General features: G+C 66.4%; 18 protein-coding genes. 2 read left to right on the top strand and 16 right to left on the bottom strand.

The window, feature by feature from the left end; translation table 11 throughout:
* Positions 1-21 precede the first annotated feature (21 nt).
* From Tchl_RS08595 to Tchl_RS08530, 14 genes are all read right to left on the bottom strand, one after another.
* Complete coding sequence (locus Tchl_RS08595) at positions 22-432, bottom strand: TadE/TadG family type IV pilus assembly protein (protein ID WP_075148041.1); 411 nt, start codon at positions 430-432, stop codon at positions 22-24.
* The gene (locus tag Tchl_RS08590) at positions 429-851 is read right to left on the bottom strand and encodes a TadE/TadG family type IV pilus assembly protein (RefSeq protein WP_075148040.1); all 423 of its coding nucleotides are present in this window, start codon (positions 849-851) and stop codon (positions 429-431) included. Before Tchl_RS08590 ends, Tchl_RS08595 begins: the two co-directional genes overlap by 4 nt.
* Positions 852-863: 12 nt before the next feature.
* The gene (locus Tchl_RS08585) at positions 864-2,102 is read right to left on the bottom strand and encodes a pilus assembly protein TadG-related protein (RefSeq protein ID WP_075148039.1); all 1,239 of its coding nucleotides are present in this window, start codon (positions 2,100-2,102) and stop codon (positions 864-866) included.
* Between the two features lie 31 nt (positions 2,103-2,133).
* Positions 2,134-2,427 (bottom strand): pilus assembly protein, encoded by a 294-nt coding sequence (locus Tchl_RS08580; protein WP_075149659.1) that lies wholly within the window; start codon positions 2,425-2,427, stop codon positions 2,134-2,136.
* A gap of 10 nt (positions 2,428-2,437) precedes the next feature.
* The gene (locus Tchl_RS08575; protein WP_232311705.1) at positions 2,438-4,177 is read right to left on the bottom strand and encodes a type II and III secretion system protein family protein; all 1,740 of its coding nucleotides are present in this window, start codon (positions 4,175-4,177) and stop codon (positions 2,438-2,440) included.
* The gene (gene cpaB / locus Tchl_RS08570; RefSeq protein ID WP_075148038.1) at positions 4,168-5,007 is read right to left on the bottom strand and encodes a Flp pilus assembly protein CpaB; all 840 of its coding nucleotides are present in this window, start codon (positions 5,005-5,007) and stop codon (positions 4,168-4,170) included. Before cpaB ends, Tchl_RS08575 begins: the two co-directional genes overlap by 10 nt.
* Positions 5,008-5,132: 125 nt before the next feature.
* Positions 5,133-6,446: a P-loop NTPase family protein gene (locus Tchl_RS08565; protein WP_075148037.1), complete on the bottom strand. Its 1,314-nt coding sequence runs from the start codon at positions 6,444-6,446 to the stop codon at positions 5,133-5,135.
* Between the two features lie 30 nt (positions 6,447-6,476).
* The gene (locus tag Tchl_RS08560; protein ID WP_075148036.1) at positions 6,477-7,046 is read right to left on the bottom strand and encodes an A24 family peptidase; all 570 of its coding nucleotides are present in this window, start codon (positions 7,044-7,046) and stop codon (positions 6,477-6,479) included.
* A gap of 58 nt (positions 7,047-7,104) precedes the next feature.
* The gene (locus Tchl_RS08555) at positions 7,105-7,290 is read right to left on the bottom strand and encodes a Flp family type IVb pilin (protein ID WP_198159004.1); all 186 of its coding nucleotides are present in this window, start codon (positions 7,288-7,290) and stop codon (positions 7,105-7,107) included.
* 107 nt (positions 7,291-7,397) lie between these two features.
* Positions 7,398-7,589 (bottom strand): Flp family type IVb pilin, encoded by a 192-nt coding sequence (locus tag Tchl_RS08550; protein ID WP_075148035.1) that lies wholly within the window; start codon positions 7,587-7,589, stop codon positions 7,398-7,400.
* Between the two features lie 120 nt (positions 7,590-7,709).
* Entirely contained in the window at positions 7,710-8,141 is a 432-nt protein-coding gene (locus Tchl_RS08545; protein ID WP_075148034.1) for a response regulator, read from the bottom strand.
* A 294-nt stretch (positions 8,142-8,435) separates the two neighbouring features.
* Positions 8,436-9,443 (bottom strand): DUF4351 domain-containing protein, encoded by a 1,008-nt coding sequence (locus Tchl_RS08540; RefSeq protein WP_075148033.1) that lies wholly within the window; start codon positions 9,441-9,443, stop codon positions 8,436-8,438.
* A gap of 144 nt (positions 9,444-9,587) precedes the next feature.
* Entirely contained in the window at positions 9,588-10,271 is a 684-nt protein-coding gene (locus tag Tchl_RS08535) for a response regulator transcription factor (RefSeq protein ID WP_075148032.1), read from the bottom strand.
* A complete protein-coding gene (locus Tchl_RS08530; protein ID WP_083945198.1) occupies positions 10,268-12,025 on the bottom strand; it encodes a sensor histidine kinase in 1,758 nt (585 codons plus the stop codon). Before Tchl_RS08530 ends, Tchl_RS08535 begins: the two co-directional genes overlap by 4 nt.
* Positions 12,026-12,266: 241 nt before the next feature.
* Here Tchl_RS08530 and Tchl_RS08525 point away from each other — a divergent pair, with 241 nt between their 5' ends.
* Positions 12,267-13,361 (top strand): flagellar motor protein MotA, encoded by a 1,095-nt coding sequence (locus tag Tchl_RS08525; RefSeq protein WP_075148031.1) that lies wholly within the window; start codon positions 12,267-12,269, stop codon positions 13,359-13,361.
* A gap of 4 nt (positions 13,362-13,365) precedes the next feature.
* Complete coding sequence (locus Tchl_RS08520; protein ID WP_075148030.1) at positions 13,366-14,472, top strand: peptidoglycan -binding protein; 1,107 nt, start codon at positions 13,366-13,368, stop codon at positions 14,470-14,472.
* A 55-nt stretch (positions 14,473-14,527) separates the two neighbouring features.
* Here Tchl_RS08520 and Tchl_RS08515 read toward each other — a convergent pair whose 3' ends face one another.
* Positions 14,528-14,932, bottom strand: coding sequence for a DUF2721 domain-containing protein (locus tag Tchl_RS08515; protein WP_075148029.1), 405 nt, complete (start codon positions 14,930-14,932; stop codon positions 14,528-14,530).
* An 81-nt stretch (positions 14,933-15,013) separates the two neighbouring features.
* A complete protein-coding gene (gene icmF, locus Tchl_RS08510) occupies positions 15,014-18,337 on the bottom strand; it encodes a fused isobutyryl-CoA mutase/GTPase IcmF (protein ID WP_075148028.1) in 3,324 nt (1,107 codons plus the stop codon).
* Positions 18,338-18,371 lie beyond the last annotated feature (34 nt).

Raw genomic sequence — 18,371 nt, 5'->3', positions numbered from 1 at the left:
AGTCGGTTATGCCCTACGTCTTCAGTTACATACCGGGTTACCGGCGCTGTCCATTCCTTCGAATGGGAGCGTGGTCTGGAAAGGCGGCAGCGGCACAGCGAGTGACACGAAGGGAATCAGCGTCTGATGGGTATAGTTCGACAGGCTTACACGCACCGACGACCCGAGGTATTCAACCGAGATCGTTGCAGTCATGAAGCCCGGAAGCCTCTCACGCATTCGCGTCTCGATGATCGGATCATCCTTGGTACAGACCACTGCCAACCGGGCCCCCAGGCGAGTAGCCTCAGTTGCGGCATTCCAGGCCCACAGCATCCGGCCCATTTCCATGACGCCGATCAGGATCATGAAGAACACGGCCGCCACAATGGCAAACTCCACGGCTGCCGCGCCACGCTGATCTTTCAATATTCGACAGGTGCAGAGCTTCATAGCTGCGACCTCATCGTGATCGAAATATTGCCGAAGGTGAGATCCGGCATCACGAATTCGACAACTGAGTTGTATGGATACGCGCTGATTGTGACTGTTACCGTGTTGATCGTACCGGTGCCAGTTGTCAGCGAACCCTCCGTCACCTGAACCAGGCTCGTGCTCAAGCCAGGCGCCAGCACTGCGCCGGTACAGCTTTCATTGCCATGAACTGCAAGACACTTCGCGGCACCATGCGCAACAGTATCTCCTGGCGTCTGCCGCGTCAGGTAACGCGCAGCATCGCGCACCGACTTTGTCAGCGTGTTGTACGTGTACATTGCGCGACCGAATTCGGTAATGCCGAAACCCAGGAGTATCAAGGGAACCAGCACGATTGCGAGTTCGACTGCAGCAACGCCGCGCATGGACTTGCGCATTTTGCTCCCCTCTCATTGGACCAGTGTTGGCACTGCGGGCCCTTGTGCAGTCGAGTCCCCGGGCAGGCCATACGTCACGCAGGGGCTACCCGGCATGTTCGACAGCCCGAGATATTCCATGTAGATGGTATCGTGCGGCCCCGTAACCGGGTGCAGCATCAGCATGCAGGCCCAAGCCTTAATATCAACCACCTGGCTGCTTGCCCAATCCTCACAGGGGACGATCGGCACAGTCACCAATCGGCGATTGGCCCCCTTTGCCGCGTGGGTGGCCGCCGATATGCTTTTATAGCTATTTCCCAGTTCAAGGCCACTGAGCGTGTCCCCCTGGTATGGCGTGTTGTCCGCTCTTTTGGATTTGAAATCATCATAGGCATCCGCTTTGGCGTGCCAGCTTTGTGCCGCGGCGGGATCGTCTTTATAGGTATAAGCGTAGCCGGTCCAGTCCGGTGGGGCGGTATCCTCACTGCTTCCACCTTTATACAGACCAAAGCGTGTATTCCAGCCTTTTTCAAGACTCTGGACCTTACCGCTTTGCCCAACTTGCGAATCGGTCGACAAATCGCATTGCCCCTCTCCCTCAAACAGGTCGGAGAGTTCGGAAGCACCACCTCCCGGCGGCGAAAAATCAATCCAGTTGAAACTACCGGTCTGCCCCTCTCCGGCCTCGTATATACCATCTTCATACCACTGGCCGATCACGTGGCCATATCCATCTTCATCCTCTGCGGCGCCTTTGCTGCACAGGCCCACGGGGATGGCACAGTTGGTTTGCGCCGGGCGCAACGTAGCGGTCGCCAGAGCAGCAACTGTCTGCTCCCCAAAACCGAGAACCTGCATGAACCAGGGACTGATTTCGTCCTCGGTGATCGTGCACCGAACGTACTTGGAATCACCGCCCGCACTACCCGTCGCCAACCATGGCCCAGAAAGAGCAGGAGAAAATTCCACGACGATATCGCCCGCAGAGATCGTATCGCCCTGAAAATCGACGCTGTTTTCGCTGCCAACCAGCTTCCCGGCATTTTCGGCATGACCGAAGGCATCCGACGGAATCGGCGCCCCCGTCAGCTCGAATGCCGCCGCCAAAGCGCAGGAGTCTGCGGCGTTCTGCAGCTCGGTCTTGTTCACATACAAGCGCCCGCCATCCAGCGCCAGTCCGGCGAATCCGACCAGCACGACCATCGCCAGCCCGGTGATGATGGCCACCGCACCGCGCTGTTTATTGGGCCCTGAGTCGCGAAACCGCATGATCGGATCCTCCTTTCAGCTCGGCAACCATTCACTGCCCGGCAGTGCCAAAGCTAATGCTTGCACCGGACTGCTCGCCGGATTGCTTACCAGACTCGGCCCTGGCAAAGCTTTTGGCATACCCGGTCATCGCCCCTTGTGCGGCTTTGCCGTCGACACCGCTCACCATGTCGGCGCTCTGGGAGGCCATGGGATTGATCACCTGCTGGGCGTTAGCCACCCTGGCCGCTTCACCGAAGCGGGCATCCCAGGCCGGCGAGGTGGACATGCAGCCGCTCAGTCCCAGCAGCAGCACGGAAACAGCAAAATTTGCGAATGTGCGCATGATCTGCTCCTCAAGGGGTCGGTTCGAAGCCGCCACCGGCTTCCGGTGCCATGCCCGGTTGTACCCCACTCTCCTGGGCAGGGGCAGGCGGGCTGCCTTCGGTTCGGCCCTGAAGAATGAGCTCTCCGCGGCTGGGCGGCACGTAATTGTCCGTAGGCAGCGCATAGTCGGGCGGCAAGGGTTTGACCAGGCGCGGGGTGACAACGAACACCAGCTCGGAACGGTCGGTCTGGAATTCGGTACTGCGGAACAGCGCCCCCAGCACCGGGATCTCGCCCAGGAAGGGGAAGGCATTGATATTGGTGGTGACGTTGTTCTTGATCAGGCCACCAATGGCAAAGCTCTGCCCATCGCCCAGCTGCACGGTGGTGGATGCGCGCCGCTTGGTAAATGCCGGCAATATTGCCGCCCCGCTGATATTGGGCGCGATCAGCCCCGCCCCTTCCCGGTTCAGTTCCGAGACTTCGGGATGGACCTCGAGATTGATCCTTCCACCCTCCAGCACGGTGGGGGTGAATCGCACCGAAACGCCGAATTCCCGCTCTTCCAGTTCGACGCCGCCATCGTCATCCGCCACCGGAATGAAGATGCTTCCCCCTGCGAGGAAGCTGCCTTCCTGCCCGCTGATCGCCATCACCGTCGGCTCGGCCAGGATCTTGACCAGTCCGTCGCGCTTCAGGGCATCGATCCCGATCAAGGTTGTGTTGTTCGCCGGGATCATCGGCACGGTTACCGTACCACCGCCGATACTCGCATCGCCCACAGGGGTGGTGATCGCACCGGTCAGGCTGCCATTGGTGATCGAATCGACGCTACCGCCGCCCACCTGCGCCCCCGTGGTGCCCGAGATATGGCCTCCCGCCACCGGACCGCCACCGAACAGGCCGGACAGGAAGCGAATCATCGTGCCGTCACCGGAAGCATAGGCCCGGGTGAAGTCGATGCCGAAGCGGTCCAGCACCGCCTTCGATATTTCAGCAACTTTCACCTCCAGCATCACCTGCTGCGGCGCGCCGACCTGGAGCAGGTTCAGCACCCGCGGGCTGACACCGTTCTTTACCCCGCCAACATAGGCCGCAGCGATTTCGACTGCACGCTCCACCTTGGCAGCGTCGCTGACGGTTCCGCTCAGCACCAGCGAATCGTAGGCCGAACCGACCTCGATGCCGGTTTCTTCCGGCATCAGCTTGCCGAGCATGCCCTGGACCGAAGTCACATCCATGCCGACAGTGATATCCAGCGCCGTGCACCCGCCCGCACGGTCGACGAGCACGATGTTGGTCGAACCCACGGTTTTACCGAGCAGATAGATTTCATTCGGACTCAGCAGCAGCACATCCACCTGGGCCACACCGGGGCGACCTTCATTCTGTCCGCTCTTCTGCTGCCCACCACCGTCCGGACTGGCGCCGGTGCTGGGGCGGGCCGCCTGCGAATTTTCCGGGTTGCCCAGCAGAATGCGGCGCACCGGAATTTCGGGCTGGATCACTGAGGACTTGCCCACCGGAATGGTCACCATCGGCGCCAGCATGACCCGCCCGCAGGGCGTCCCTCCGGCCGGGCCGATTACGTCCTTGGCCGTTGCCGCCAGCGCACTGCCCGGCAGGGCCGCACCCGACAGGATCAGCGCAAGCGCAACCGCTGCAGACAGCCCGTGCCGCACCGGGCGGCGACTGCGAATCTTATTGTTCGTGCTCATGTTGTTCCCCTGTTCGGTGCGCTGCATGCCGGAGCTGGAAGTCAGAAGCATTCGATCGTTTTGGAAACGCCGCGAATGACCTCGACACAGATCTTGTCCTGGGGAGCCGCCACCCGCCGCACCACCCGCCGCGGCGGCGGCGCCGAAGGCGCGGCGGCAACCGGCTGGGGCTCAGGCGTGCTGCGCAGCAGCACCGCGCGGGTAATGCCCTTGGTTTCGGCCGGCTCGGAATCGATCTGGTTGCGCAATACCAGCGACAGGGTGCCGACGCTGCGCGCCAGGTCCAGGCGCTCGGCCTCTTCCGGGGTGACTTCGAGGGTCACCGCATTCACCACCCGCGGCTTGGTCTCGTCGCGGCTGGCCTCCTGGGCCACCGCCAGCACCAGGATGCGCTCGAGGACGATCTTGGAGATCATCTGGTCGTCGCCAGAGCCGCGCGCATCCGTCTTCTGCGTATTGACCATGATGTCGACATAGTTGCCGGGGAGGGTGAAGCCGGCGACGCCGATCACGTCATTGACGCGGACGGTGATCGCGCGCTTGCCTTCGGGCACCACCGCAGACAAGCCGCCGCGGGTGCCGACCGGCGCAAGGCGGGATTCCAGCACCGGCTCGCCGGGCTGGATGCCGCTGATCGCGACACGGCCGTCGAGGGATTCGAGGTCGCTGAACGCCCCCTTGGGCACGCTGGTAGCCGGCCATGAAACCAGGCGCAGCGCTTCGCGGTTGATCCGCCCGCCCAGCGGCAGTTCGACCGCGGCCACCGCGATCCGGGTGCCGTCGCCGGCCGATTTGGACTGCAGCCATCGCGTACCCAGAAAGACTGCGGCAAGCCCGGCCAGCATGGCGACGAGCAGGAATGCGAGACCCTTCGCTTTCATGGAAGCCTCCCTTTTCTTGCGGGGCGCCGGCAAGCGGCCAGCCCCCTGTTATCGCCCGGATTCCGGACCTTTCATCCGCCGCCCGCTTGCCGGTGCTGCAATTTCATCCTGCGCCTTTTACGTTATTAGCGACTAGCAAAATAGTTATGCCATGCCCATTGCAGGCTGTCCTGGGTGAGGCGTGCCGGCTCGCCCCGGTAACGGGCAAAATCGGCGATCGGCCCGATCAGGTCGCGGGGGTAGCACGCCAGCAAGGGCTGGCCGCTGCCCGCATGGAAATCTTCGAGCAGGGAGCGAAAGGCGGCTTCGTCGAACGGCACTTCACGCTCTTCGCAGACCCGCATGAAAATGCTGCGGTATTCGTCTTCGTCCATCGGCCCAATGTGGATCTTGTAACCGAGCCGGCGCAGGAAGGCGGGGTCGGCCACATCGGACGGCATCAGGTTGGTAGAAAACACCAACACCACGTCGAACGGCAGCGAAAACTTGATACCGCTGTGCAAGGCCAGGTAGTCGTGGTGGCGGTCCATCGGCACGATCCAGCGGTTGAGCAGCTGTTCGGGCTGCACCAGCTGGCGGCCGAGGTCATCGACCACGAACAGGCCGTTGTTGGCCTTGACGTGCGGCGGCGCCTGGTAAAACCCGGTGCTGGCGTCGTAGTCGAGGTCGAGCATCTTCAAGGTCAGCTCGCCACCGGTAATCGCCACCGGGCGGCGGCAGCGCACCCAGCGCAGGTCGGGCCGCATCAGGTTGTCGATCGCGGCACCTGCGCTGCGCGGCGCATCTTCCACCGCATGGTGAATCAGCGGGTCGTACACCTGGATGATCTCGCCATCGACGAAGATCGCGTGCGGCACGGCGACATCACCGTCGAGGAGTAAAGCCAGGCGCTCGGCAAGATAGGTCTTGCCCGCGCCCGCCGGACCGTACAGGAACAGCGCACGCCCCGAACCCATCGCCGCACCCAGCTGGTCGCGCACTTCGGGCTTGATCACCAGGCCGCGGAAGGCCTTATCCACGCCTTCGCGGGTCACCTTCATCTTGGTCACCGACTGGCGCTCGACCTGGGCGACGTAATCGTCCAGCGACACCGGCGCCGCACCGGCGTACTTGCAGCGGCCGAGGTACTCGACGGCGCGCGCCCGCCCGGCATCGGTCAACTCGTACAGGACGTCGCCGTCGGTTTCGCCGCGACGCACGACTTCACACAGGCGCTCGGCGCGCATGAAGCTCAGCAGGCTGTCGAGCACGATCGCCGGCAGCCGGAGCTGGTGCGACATTTCGGTGAGATAGAGCTGGCCGCGCACGAACAGCAGCTTGGAGGCCAGCTCAACCAGGAAGAGCAGCGGCAAGCCGGTTTCTTCCACCGTTCGCGGCGCACGCGGAAAAGCGGACGCCTGTTCGAGCGGGATCACCTGGGCACGGACTTGACTGCTCATGACGGTTCTCCGCGAATCGTTTTCAGCCTTTCAGCTCAAGGCCCAGCCCCCGGAACGGACCAGCACCAGTTGCAACACCGTGCCGGCCGCAATCGCAACCGCGTAAGGCATGCGCCCGGCGGTGTGCTGCAGGGGCTCCAGGCGAGGGCTATCGCCCCCTGCGGCACGCACCATGCCGGTGATGAGCATGAAGCGCAGGTTGATCAACATCCGGCTCAGCGAGCGCTGCCATATAGCCATCACCAAGGCGAGTACGCCGCCGGCGACGAAGGTCAGCACCACCGCCCCCAAAGTCTGCAAGGGGCCGAGAAAGGCGCCGACCACCATCATCAGTTTGACGTCGCCGGCTCCCATGGCACGTAGGGCGTAGAGGGGGAACAGCGCAGCAAAGCTGACCGCCACTCCAGACGCCATCGCCAGTAACCCGATACTCCCACCCGCAGGGGAGAGCACCCCCTGCCCATTACCTGCACTCAAATTAAAGAAAAAAGCACCCGCGAAACCAACAGCAATCAGCTTGTTGCTGACCTTGCTAGCGGTGAGATCGGTGATTACTGCCCATCCGATCACCAACAGCAGCAACGCCAAACCAATGCTCATTTCGCGGGCACCTTCAGTTTAAAAACCTATTTAAAGCTTAACACCCCCTTTTCTGATACTACGGAGTGCCGCCACCAGCGCCACCAAGAGCGGTAGCAACGGTATTAAATACTGTGTTCAAGTTAGTTCCGACAAGCCGAACTGCAGCGATAATCACCACCGCAATCAGGGCCGCAATCAGCCCATACTCGATCGCCGTCACGCCTTCTTCGTCACGGACGAACCGCTTCATCATTTCAAGCATGATCCTCTCCTTCATCAACGAACCGCCGGACTCCCGGCCACCCACCGGAGCGGGAGTACCGTTCCGGAAACCTTCGCCGCGGCAACCGCCCCGGCCTTGAAACCTTTTCAGGACAGCGCCGCCGCCACCTTGGCTGCGACATCGTCGTAAAGCGCGGCAACGGCCTCACCCAGCACACCGACCGAGATCACGATCGCACCGAAGATCAGCGCCGCCAGCAGGGCATATTCGATCGCGGTCACGCCTTCTTCGTTTTCCACGAATGCTTGCAGCCTAGGCCGGATGCCTGCGGTCTTCATTGCCAGCGCTCCTCTTTCATCCGATTCCACTGTAGTCCAGACCAGGGCAGACCGGATGAGTGATTGCACCCCGGGCGCTTGGTCAATTGAACCCAACCCGGCAATGACAATTGTCACGGCTCATGGCCGGAGAACACCGGAACCCGCCCCGCAGCTTTCGCCGCCCGCTCGAGCGGCGGCGCGCCGGATGGCGTCGATCAGTTCCCGGCCCTCCCCTTCCTTGGAGACGAAGGCGGCGGCATCCGGCTGCAGCACGCGCAGGCGGCCTTCCGTGCCGGCCAGGGCGCTGAACAACACGATCACGGCATGGCAGCAGGCGCGCAGGCGGGGGATGAGGGCGAGGCCGTCCTCGCCGCCGAGTTCGACATCGAGCACGATGATGTCGGGCTGCAGATGGCGTGCCAGTTCGAGCGCGTCGCGGCCGCAGCCGGCAGACCCGGCGAGGTGAAGGAAAGGCGCCTCGCTGCCGATCAGCGCGCCGACACCGGCAAGGATGGCGGGCTGGTCATCGACAAGCAGGACTTCGATGGGGGTTCTGGCGGCACGGCCCACGACGGTGGCATCCAGGCAGGCGGCACTGGCCGCGATGGTTCGATCCTAGCGCCCGCCGCCAGCGCCGCCCATGGGCGTTCGCAACCAGCCCGCAAGGGATAAACCGCCTACCAAGGGGGAACGCCCGGACAGCGTCCCGGCCTCCACCTGAACCGTGTTCCCTGGCATGGACGTAGAGTCCGAGCCGGCCTGTCGCATGGCAGGGGGAGGTGTCGCAGGACGCGACCATGAAGCCACGTGGGACCGCGATGGCGGCGATGCATCCGTCCGGCGGGAGGCCCCCGCCCGTGGCGATCAATCCCCGGCGAAGACTTCGTCGAGGCTCGCCGCGTCGATCACGCGGTCGGCCCAGGCTTCCAGCTGCGCGGCGTCGGCATCGGCGAGGCGATCGAGGATGTCCTGCGGCAGCGGGCCGAAACGGCGGGTGAGCTGACGGCGCAGGATCGTGCCTTCACCTTTGACGATGCCCTTCTCCAAGCCCTGCCGCATCCCCTGCTGCATCCCCTGCTGCATGCCCTGCTGCATCCCTTTCTGCATGCCGCGCTCGATGGCGAGCCGTTCGACGCTGGTCACGTATCGCACTTTCCGTTCTCCTTCGATGTCTTCGATATCCTGCCATAGTTTAGTCTCGAGAGCCTTGGGCAGCCGCATCATCCAGTCGAGCACCGAGAACAGGCGCAGCACGCGGCGCTTGCTCCAGTTGCGCTCGTAGAGCAGGCGCACAAGCCGGCGTTTGGCCTTGAAGCGGGCGGTGGGGTCGTGCCGGGTCTGGCGGGTGAGCAGGTGGGCGGCCGTGACCAGCGCGAACGGGTTGGCGTCCGCGAACAGGGCGTCGAGTTCGCCGGCATGGTCGAGGAGCTTGGCGACGGGAAAGTGGATGCCGGTGCGGCAGCCGAAGGCTTCGATCTGGAACTGCTCGGGCCGCCACCCGGGATCGTCGTCGGCGAGCACGGCGAAGCTGGCCACCGGGCGATCGTAGCGATCGAAGAGGCGGTAGTTGTAGACGAAGATGCGCTTGGCGAAGTCCGTCTCGCGGCGGCCCTGCACTTCGACATGGACATAGACCCATTCTTCGCCGCCGCCGAGCCGCGTCACGCGCACGAGCTTGTCGACGAAGCGCCGGCCGAGTTCCGCGTCACGGACGACCTGGCGCAGCTCCTGGTCGAGGAAGATGTGTTCGCGGTGCCAGTCGATCTGGCTGTGGGCGTCGGGAAAGTAGAAGGCGATGAATTCGGGGAAGGCTTCTTCAAGCGCGTCCTTCCACGGGCTGTCGTACTGCTCCGCTGCCGGTGTCGATGTCATGGCGCGACCGTTCGGATGAGGGTGCGCGTAATGATATTTGCATTAACAGAAAACATCCAGACGGGTGCCGGCAGGTATGGTCAGCGCCCCCGCCGCAGAATCCGACAGTGCGGGGATTATCAGCGCCCACCCATGCCGCACCGCTCAGTGGTTGGCGGCGCCGATCTGATGTTCCTTGGCGTAGACGTAGAGTTCGAGCCGGCCATGGACGCCGAGCTTGTGGTAGATGGTGGTGAGGTGATTGCGCAGGGTGTGCTCGCTGATGCCGAGGCTTTCGGCGATCACCAGGCTCTTGGCGCCGCGGTGGCGGAGCACGGCAGCGACGACTTCGGTTTCCTTCTGGGTCAGGCCGGCGATGCGGGCGTCCTGCTCGTCGTGCTCGGCGCGCTGGCCCTTGAGCAGGCCCATGATGTCGTCGATCATGCCACGGTTGACCCAGATGTCGCCGGCGTGGACCTGCTCGATCGCGCGCAGCAGCTGCTCGACCGATTCTTCCTTGCGCACCACACCGCGCGCGCCGGCAGCGACGGCGCGGCACTGGGCGTCGTGGTCGCGGTAACCGGTGAGCACCAGGATGCGGGCGCGTAGCCGCTGCCCCAGTTCGGGCAGCGCGAGGCTGGCATCGACGCCGCCGAGGTCGAGGTCGAGCACGAGCACGTCGGCCTCGAAGGCGGCCGGCGTGGCGAGCAGCTCGTCGATGCTGGTGGCGCTGCCGAGCAGGCGCATGCGGTCGGAGGCGCTGTCGATGAGGCGCTCCAGCCCCCACAGCGTGGCGCGATGGTCATCGACCAGGAAGACGCCGATCGTGTTCGTGGTACATGTCGTCATGGTGCACTCGCTCGGGCCGCGGGGCCCTTCGGGATGGAGATGATGAGATCGGTGAACCCCGCCTGCTGCAGTTCGACGCGGACGCTGCCGTGGAGGGCGTGCACCCGCTCGGCGATCGAGCGCGGCATGAAGGCAGCCGGTGCGGCGGCGGGGTCGTGGGCGTTGCGGATCTGCAGCTCGCAGGTCTGGGGGTGGTCGTGGACGATGATCTGCGCGGCGGTGGCGCCGGTGTGGCGGCGGATGTTGGTGAGCGCCTCGCCGACGATGGGGAAGATCGCCGCGGCGAGGCGGCGGCCGATCGACAGTCCGGCGTCGCAGCGTACCACGACATCGAGGCCGAACAATTCGGTGAAGCGACTGGCCTGGCGCTGCAGCGCCGGCGCCAGGGCGTTGTCGGCGGCGCTCGTGCCGCTGCGCATGCCGCTGACCAGCTCGCGCAGGCTGTGCAATTCGCCGACGGTGACCTCCTGCAGCGTCAGGATGTCGGCCCGCAGCGGGTTGTCGGGCGCGGCCTTGCGGGCGAGCGCTTCGATGCCGTACTTGAGGCCCAGGTAAGGCTGGATCGCGGTGTCGTGCAGGTCACGGCCGATGCGGGCGCGTTCGGTGGCCATCGCCTCGTCGGCGAGGCATTCGAGCAGACCGGCGTTTTCGATCAGGGGGCCCAGCGGATCCATCACCGCCGACAGCAGCTCGAGGTCGCGGCTGCGGTAGCGCCGGCGCCGCGAGTCGAGCACCAGCCAGTTCGGATGCGGGGAGCGCCGGCAGATCGGCAGCGCGAGCAGCGAGCGGGCTTCGAGCAGTTCGGCCAGCTGCTGCATCGGGACGCGCGCGGCGCCGCTCGCCCGGCGGCGCGCGAGTTCCAGCCCGACGTGGGCGGCGAAACACCACCGTCGCGGCCTCGCCGTGCGCTGGTGGGCGGCGGCGACCGTAGCGGGCAAACGGCCGAGCGCATCGATCAGGGTGGCACGCAGTTCGCCGTGCAGCTCGGCGCAGGCGCCGTCGGCACCGACCCGGAACAGGCGCGCTTCGCTGCCCGGCAGCCAGATCAGCAGCCAGCCGCGGTCGGCGGCGAAGCGCGGCGCGAGAGTGCGCAGCAGGGTATCCGCCATGCGCGCCACCCCCAGGCGCGGGTCGAGCAGCGCGAGCAGGCGTTCGGCGATCGTCATCTGCTCGTTGATGCGCATGCCGACGCAGGCGAGCGCGGCGACCACCGGGCCGAACACGAGGATCAGCACGGGCGGCAGCATCGCTTCGGGGAGGGCGGCCACACCGTCCTGCACCCGGACCATCACCTGGGCCGCGGTGAGCGCGGCGGCGATCAGCGACACCAGCAAGCCGGACAGGAAGCCGAAGCTCACCGCGGCGAACAGCACCGGGAAGAAGAGCAGCATCAGCAGGCTGCTGTGCATCGCCGCCAGCCAGGCGAAAACCAGGATCCAGGCGACGTCGACCCAGGCGGTGAGCCGGGGCCACAACAGGCGGTCGCCGCGGAACTCGATCCAGCACAGCCAGCCGGCGTAGGCGGCGTAGCCGAGCACGGCGTAGGCCATCGCCCCGACGCGGCCGGTGGCGGACAAGGATGAAGACAAGGACGAGACTTCGACGGCGGCGAAGAGGGCGACCAGCACGCGCATGTTGGCGAGCACGCGGCGGATCTCCGGGCTGGTATAGCTGGCGACGCCGGCATCGACTGCCGGCTCCGGGCCGGGAGTCGTGCCGGAGGGCACGCCGGAAATCGCAACATGCTGTTCCATCGCTTCGCGCGCCTCCTGTGGCTGACGGACCTGTTCGCGCCGTCCAGGCTGCAACCGCTCCCAGACCTTGTCCATTGTAGGGGCATGCCCCCGGCGGAGAGAAGCCGCCGACCGCGCCGGGCCGCTTCTCGCGTCATGAATACAACACCCGCCGCGGCCACATTCTCCCCTGCTGCGGGTACCATGGCCCTCGGGCTGCAGCGACGACGGCCCGCCCCCGCGAACGATCGACGGTGAACACATGCCCCTGGAACAGCAGACGTTGAAGACGTTTACCAAGCCCGTCCACGTCACCACCTGGATGGGTCTTTTCCTCGCCCTGGTCGCCCTGGTGGCCGCCGTGCTGGTGCCCCAGCTCAAGCACGCCTTCGCCGCCAACATCGCCTTCAACGGCCTGATCCTGTTCGTGCTTGCGGTCGGGATCGCGGTGAACCTGCGCCAGGTCTGGCGGCTGCAGCGCGAAGTGCTGTGGATCGAAGATTTCCAGTACAGCGATGGTGCACAGGCCGGCCTGTCCCGGCCGGTGCTGCTGGCACCGATGGCGCGCCTGCTGTCGAGCCGCGAGCGCGGCAAGTTCCACCTGTCGCCGGCGTCGATGCGCTCGATCCTCGACAGCGTGCAGATCCGCCTCGAAGAACAGCGCGACCTGTCGCGCTACCTGATCGGGCTGCTGATCTTTCTCGGCCTGCTCGGCACCTTCTGGGGCCTGCTGACAACGATCCGCTCGATCGGCGACATCATCGGCGGGATGAGCGTGGGCAGCGACCCGGTGGCGATGTTCGAGGCGCTCAAGACCAAGCTCGACGAACCGCTGGGCGGGATGGCGACGAGCTTTTCGACCTCGCTGTTCGGGCTCGCCGGCTCGCTGATCGTCGGCTTTCTCGACCTCCAGTCCGGCCACGCCCAGAACCGCTTCTACAACGAGCTGGAAGAGTGGCTGTCGCACATCACCCGCCTGCCTTCGGGGATGGGCATCGAGGGCGAAGGCAGCGTGCCGGCCTACGTCCAGGCGCTGCTTGAGCAGACCGCCGAGAGCCTCGACCGCATGCAGCGCACGGCCGCCGAATCCGAGCGCGAGCGCCGCGCCACCGCCGACCAGCTCGGCGAGCTGAACGGCCAGCTCACCCGCCTGGCCGACCTCATCGCGCGCGAGTCGCGCGACCTGTCGGCGCTGTCCAGCGCGCAGGACGACCTCCACGGCCTGATCCGCCAGCTCGCCCACGCGCCCGCCCAGGGCGCGCAGTCCACCGCACAGTTCTCGGAAGAGCTGCGCAACGAGCTGCGCCTGATGTCGCGCACCATCGCCGCCGCCCTCGGCGGCCACAAGGCGGACTGAAGCGATGGCCTCGCTGTCGCGCCGCCGCCGGCCGCTGGATTTCTGGCCCGGCTTCGTCGACGCCCTCGCCTCGCTGCTGATGGTGATGGTGTTCGTGATCCTGATCTTCGTCATCGGCCAGTTCGTCCTCGCCGATGCGGTCAGCGGGCGCGACCGCGCCCTCACCCGCCTCAACGCCGAACTGGCGGCGCTGGCACAGGCCCTGAGCCTGGAACAATCCGCCCGCGAGCGCGCCGACGCCCGCATCGGCGAGCTCAGCGCCTCGCTCGCCAGCGCGCAGGGCGAGCGCGACACCCTCGCTGCCGACCTGCAGGGCGCGCGGGCGGCCCTCGACGCGCAGCGCACCGAGGCCGCCCGCCTCGGCGCCGACATCGCCGCGCTGCAGCGGCTGAAGGCCGAGCTCGAAGCCGAGGCCGCGCGCCTGGCGAGCGCGCTCGACACCTCCGAGCGCGGGCTGAAGGAACAGACCGAACTGTCGGCGCAGGCGATCGCCCAGGTCGAGCTGCTCAACCGCCAGCTCGCCGCGGTGCGCACCCAGCTCGAGCAGCTGAACAACGCGCTGGCCGCGGCCGAGGCCGCCGCCCGCGACAAGGACCTGCGCATCGAGGAACTCGGGCGCGAGCTGAACCTGGCGCTCGCCGCCCGGGTGCAGGAGCTGGCGCGCTACCGCTCGGAATTCTTCGGCCGCCTGCAGGCGGTGCTGGGCAAGCGCAAGGACATCCAGATCGTCGGCGACCGCTTCGTGTTTTCCAGCGAGGTGCTGTTTCCCACCGCCTCCGACGAGGTCAGCGCCGAAGGCCTGGTCCAGCTCACCCGCCTGGCGGAAACCCTGAAGACACTCGCCGCCGAAATTCCCGCCGATCTGCCGTGGGTGCTGCAGGTCGATGGCCACACCGACCGCCGCCCGATCGCCACCGCGCGCTTTCCGTCGAACTGGGAGCTGTCCACCGCGCGCGCGCTGGCGATCGTCAAGTTCCTGCGCACCCAGGGGATCGCGCCGCAGCGCCTGGCCGCCACCGGCTACGGCGAATTCCACCCGCTGGATGCGCGCAGCAGCGAAGAAGCGCTCGCCCGCAACCGCCGCATCGAGCTGAAGCTGACCAGCCGCTGAGCTTCAGAAGCAGGCCCGAAGGGTCGCGGCGGCGGCCTGCCCGCCTCGGGGCCCCTCAGGCGCCGCCGCCCGAGCGTGCCGCCTGCTCGAGATCCTTCACCACCAGCGACAGCGCTTCGGTGGAGATCAGCACTTCGACCAGCGACAGCACCAGCGACAGCGTCAGGCTCAGGATGCTGGCGCCGAACAGCCATTTGCCGGGCAGCTCGGCATCGAGGAACAGCGCGAACATCGACAGCGCGCACAGCAGGAAGCTGAACACGCCGAAGCCCTGCATGTACTGGGTCAGGGCGATGCGCCGCTTGAGTCCGGGGAGCTGGCACTGCACCAGGGCCGCGGCGCGATCGGTGGAGGCGTTGAGCTGGCGGATGACCTGGGCGAGGGTGAGGAAGCGGTTGGTGTAGGCGAGCAGCAGCAGCGAGATCGCCGGAAAGAGCAGTGCCGGAGTGGTGAGGTTCATGGTCGCGCCCGTCTTTGCCGCAGAGTCGTCGGAACGGCATTCTAACCGCCCCCGGGCAGCCCCCTACCCTTGGCCGCCCGGCTACATGTTGCGCCGGTACTGGCCGCCAACCTCGTACAGCGCCGCGCTGATCTGGCCCAGCGAGCAGTGGCGCACGGCGCCCATCAGCACCTCGAACACGTTGCGCTCTTCGAGCACGGCCTGTCGCAGCCGGGCGAGCCAGAGCGGCGCTGCGGCCTGATGGCGGGCGTGGAAATCGGCGAGGCGGGCGAGCTGGGACTGCTTTTCGGCCTCGGTCGAGCGCGCCAGCGCGGGCGCAGGAGCGAGCACCGCCCCCTGCGGGCCGAGGAAGGTGTTGACGCCGACGATCGGCAGCGAACCGTCATGCTTGCCGCGCTCGTAGCGCAGCGATTCTTCCTGGATCCTGCCGCGCTGGTAGCCGGTCTCCATCGCCCCGAGCACGCCGCCGCGGGCGGCGAGCGCATCGAACTCGCGCAGCACCGCCTCTTCGACCAGGTCGGTGAGCTGGTCGATGATGAAGCTGCCCTGGTTGGGGTTCTCGTTTTTCGCCAGTCCCCATTCGCGGTTGAGGATGAGCTGGATCGCGAGCGCGCGCCGCACCGAGGCTTCGGTGGGGGTGGTGACCGCCTCATCGAAGGCGTTGGTGTGCAGCGAGTTGCAGTTGTCGTAGATCGCGATCAGCGCCTGCAAGGTGGTGCGGATATCGTTGAAGTCCATTTCCTGCGCATGGAGCGAGCGCCCCGAGGTCTGCACGTGGTACTTCAGCTTCTGGCTGCGCTCGTTCGCGCCGTATTTGTCCCGCATCGCCACCGCCCAGATGCGGCGGGCGACGCGCCCGATCACGGCGTATTCCGGGTCCATGCCGTTGGAAAAGAAGAACGACAGGTTGGGGGCGAAGTCGTCGATGTGCATGCCGCGCGCAAGGTAGGACTCGACGTAGGTGAAGCCGTTGGCCAGCGTGAACGCGAGCTGGGTGATCGGGTTCGCCCCCGCTTCGGCGATGTGGTAGCCCGAGATCGACACCGAGTAGAAGTTCTTCACCTGGTGGTGGATGAAGTAGTCCTGGATGTCGCCCATCATCTTCAGCGCGAACTCGGTCGAGAAGATGCAGGTGTTCTGGCCCTGGTCTTCCTTCAGGATGTCGGCCTGGACCGTGCCGCGCACGCTCGCCAGGGTCCGCGCCTCGATCTCGCGGTACTCGTCGGCGCTCGGCGGGCGGCGCTGGTCGGCCTCGAAGCGGGCCACCTGCTGGTCGATCGCGGTGTTGAAGAAGAACGCGAGGATGGCCGGCGCGGGGCCGTTGATCGTCATCGACACCGAAGTCGTCGGCGCGCACAGGTCGAAGCCGTCGTACAGCGCCTTCATGTCGTCGAGGGTGGCGATGCTGACGCCGGCGTTGCCGATCTTGCCGTAGATGTCGGGACGCAGCGCGGGATCGCAGCCGTACAGGGTCACCGAATCGAACGCGGTGGATAGCCGGTGCGCCCCCATCCCCGCGCACAGCTGCCTGAAGCGGCGGTTGGTGCGAAAGGCGTCGCCTTCGCCGGCGAACATCCGGGTCGGGTCTTCACCTTCGCGCTTGAGGGGAAACACGCCGGCGGTAAACGGGAAGGCGCCGGGAAGGTTTTCCTGCAGCAGGAAGCGCAGCAGCTCGCCTTCGTCGTCGAACTGCGGCAGCGCGACGCGGGGGATCCGGCTGCCCGACAAGGTTTCGTGGAACCGGCGGGGGCGGGCTTCGTCCGTGCTGGAGCGCACGGGAGGAGCGTCGGAAGCAGGATCGGGCGGGGCGGCGCCGGCAAGGCGGGCGCGGGTCGCCGGCCACTGTTCGAGCAGGGCCTTCGCCGCGGGGGCGAGCTCGGCGTCCTTGGCGGCGATCAGCGCATCGAACGCCGCCAGCGGCAGCGAGGGCTCGCCCTGCGCGAACAGCGCCCGGGCGAGCTTCAGCGCCTGGCGCTCACGGGCGATGCGTACCTGCTGCCCGGCTTCGGCGCGATACGCGCGCACGGTATCCGCGATCTCGGCGAGGTAGCGCACGCGCGCGGGCGGCACCGCCGCACGCCCGGCGGAAGAGGCCTTCACCGCCACCGCCGGCAGGCGGGCCGCCGCAGCGTCCGGAACCGTGTCGAAGCCCTGCTCCGCCAGCGCCGGCAGCAAGGCCTGGTACAGCGCGGTGACGCCGTCATCATTGAAGCGCGCGGCCACGGTGCCGAACACCGGCATCGCCTCGGCCGGCTGGTCGAAGCGCGTGCGGTTGCGCTGGACCTGCTTGCACACGTCGCGCAGCGCATCCACCGCGCCCTGGCGGTCGAACTTGTTGATCACGACGAAGTCGGCGAAATCGAGCATGTCGATCTTCTCCAGCTGGCTCGCCGCGCCGAACTCGGGCGTCATCACGTAGAGGGACAGATCAACGAAGGGGACGATCGCGGCATTGCCCTGGCCGATGCCGGAGGTCTCGACGATGACCAGGTCGAAACCGGCGAGCTTGCACGCGGCGATCACCTCGGGCAGCGCGGCCGAGAGTTCCGAGGCGGTGGCGCGGGTGGCGAGCGAGCGCATGAAGATGCGCTCGTGGGCGATCGCGTTCATGCGGATGCGGTCGCCCAGCAGCGCCCCGCCGGTGCGCTTGCGCGACGGGTCGATGGAGACGATGGCGATCTCGAGCTGGTCGTCGAAGTCGAGGCGGAAGCGGCGCACCAGCTCGTCGGTGAGGGAGGATTTGCCCGCGCCACCGGTGCCGGTGATGCCGAGGACGGGAGTACGGACAGCCGCGGCGGCAGCGCACAGCGCCTGCTTCGCCTCGGCACCGCAGCCGCCGTTTTCGAGCACGGTGATGATGCGCGCGAGGTGGCGCAGGCGGGCCGCGCGCTCGCCCGCGGTCAAGGCCTCCAGCATCGCTTCGGCGGTCTGCGGCGCGCCCACGGCAAGGTCGAAGTCGGCACGTTCGACGACGCGGTCGATCATGCCCTGCAGCCCCATCCGCGCGCCGTCCTCCGGCGAAAACACCCGCGCCACGCCGTAGGCGTGCAGTTCGCGGATTTCGTCCGGCACGATCACCCCGCCGCCGCCGCCGAACACCTGGATGTGGCCGCCGCCGCGGGCCCGGAGCAGGTCGATCAGGTACTTGAAGAACTCGACGTGCCCGCCCTGGTAGCTGCTCACCGCGATGCCGTGCACGTCCTCCTGCAACGCCGTGCTCACGACCTCCTCGACCGAGCGGTTGTGGCCGAGGTGGATGACCTCCACCCCGCTCGCCTGCAGCAGCCGGCGCACGATGTTGATCGCGGCATCATGGCCGTCGAACAGCGCGGTCGCGGTGATGAAGCGGACCTTGTTCCTGGGCGTGTACGCCGCAGGTCTGCTTGTGGCGCTCGGATCGTTCATCGGGGTCGCCTCCGGGCAGAAAGCCGTGCCTCCC

Origin of the sequence: Thauera chlorobenzoica (genome assembly GCF_001922305.1) — a bacterium.
Lineage (GTDB): Bacteria > Pseudomonadota > Gammaproteobacteria > Burkholderiales > Rhodocyclaceae > Thauera > Thauera chlorobenzoica.
This window is presented reverse-complemented; position numbering and strand designations above follow the sequence as displayed.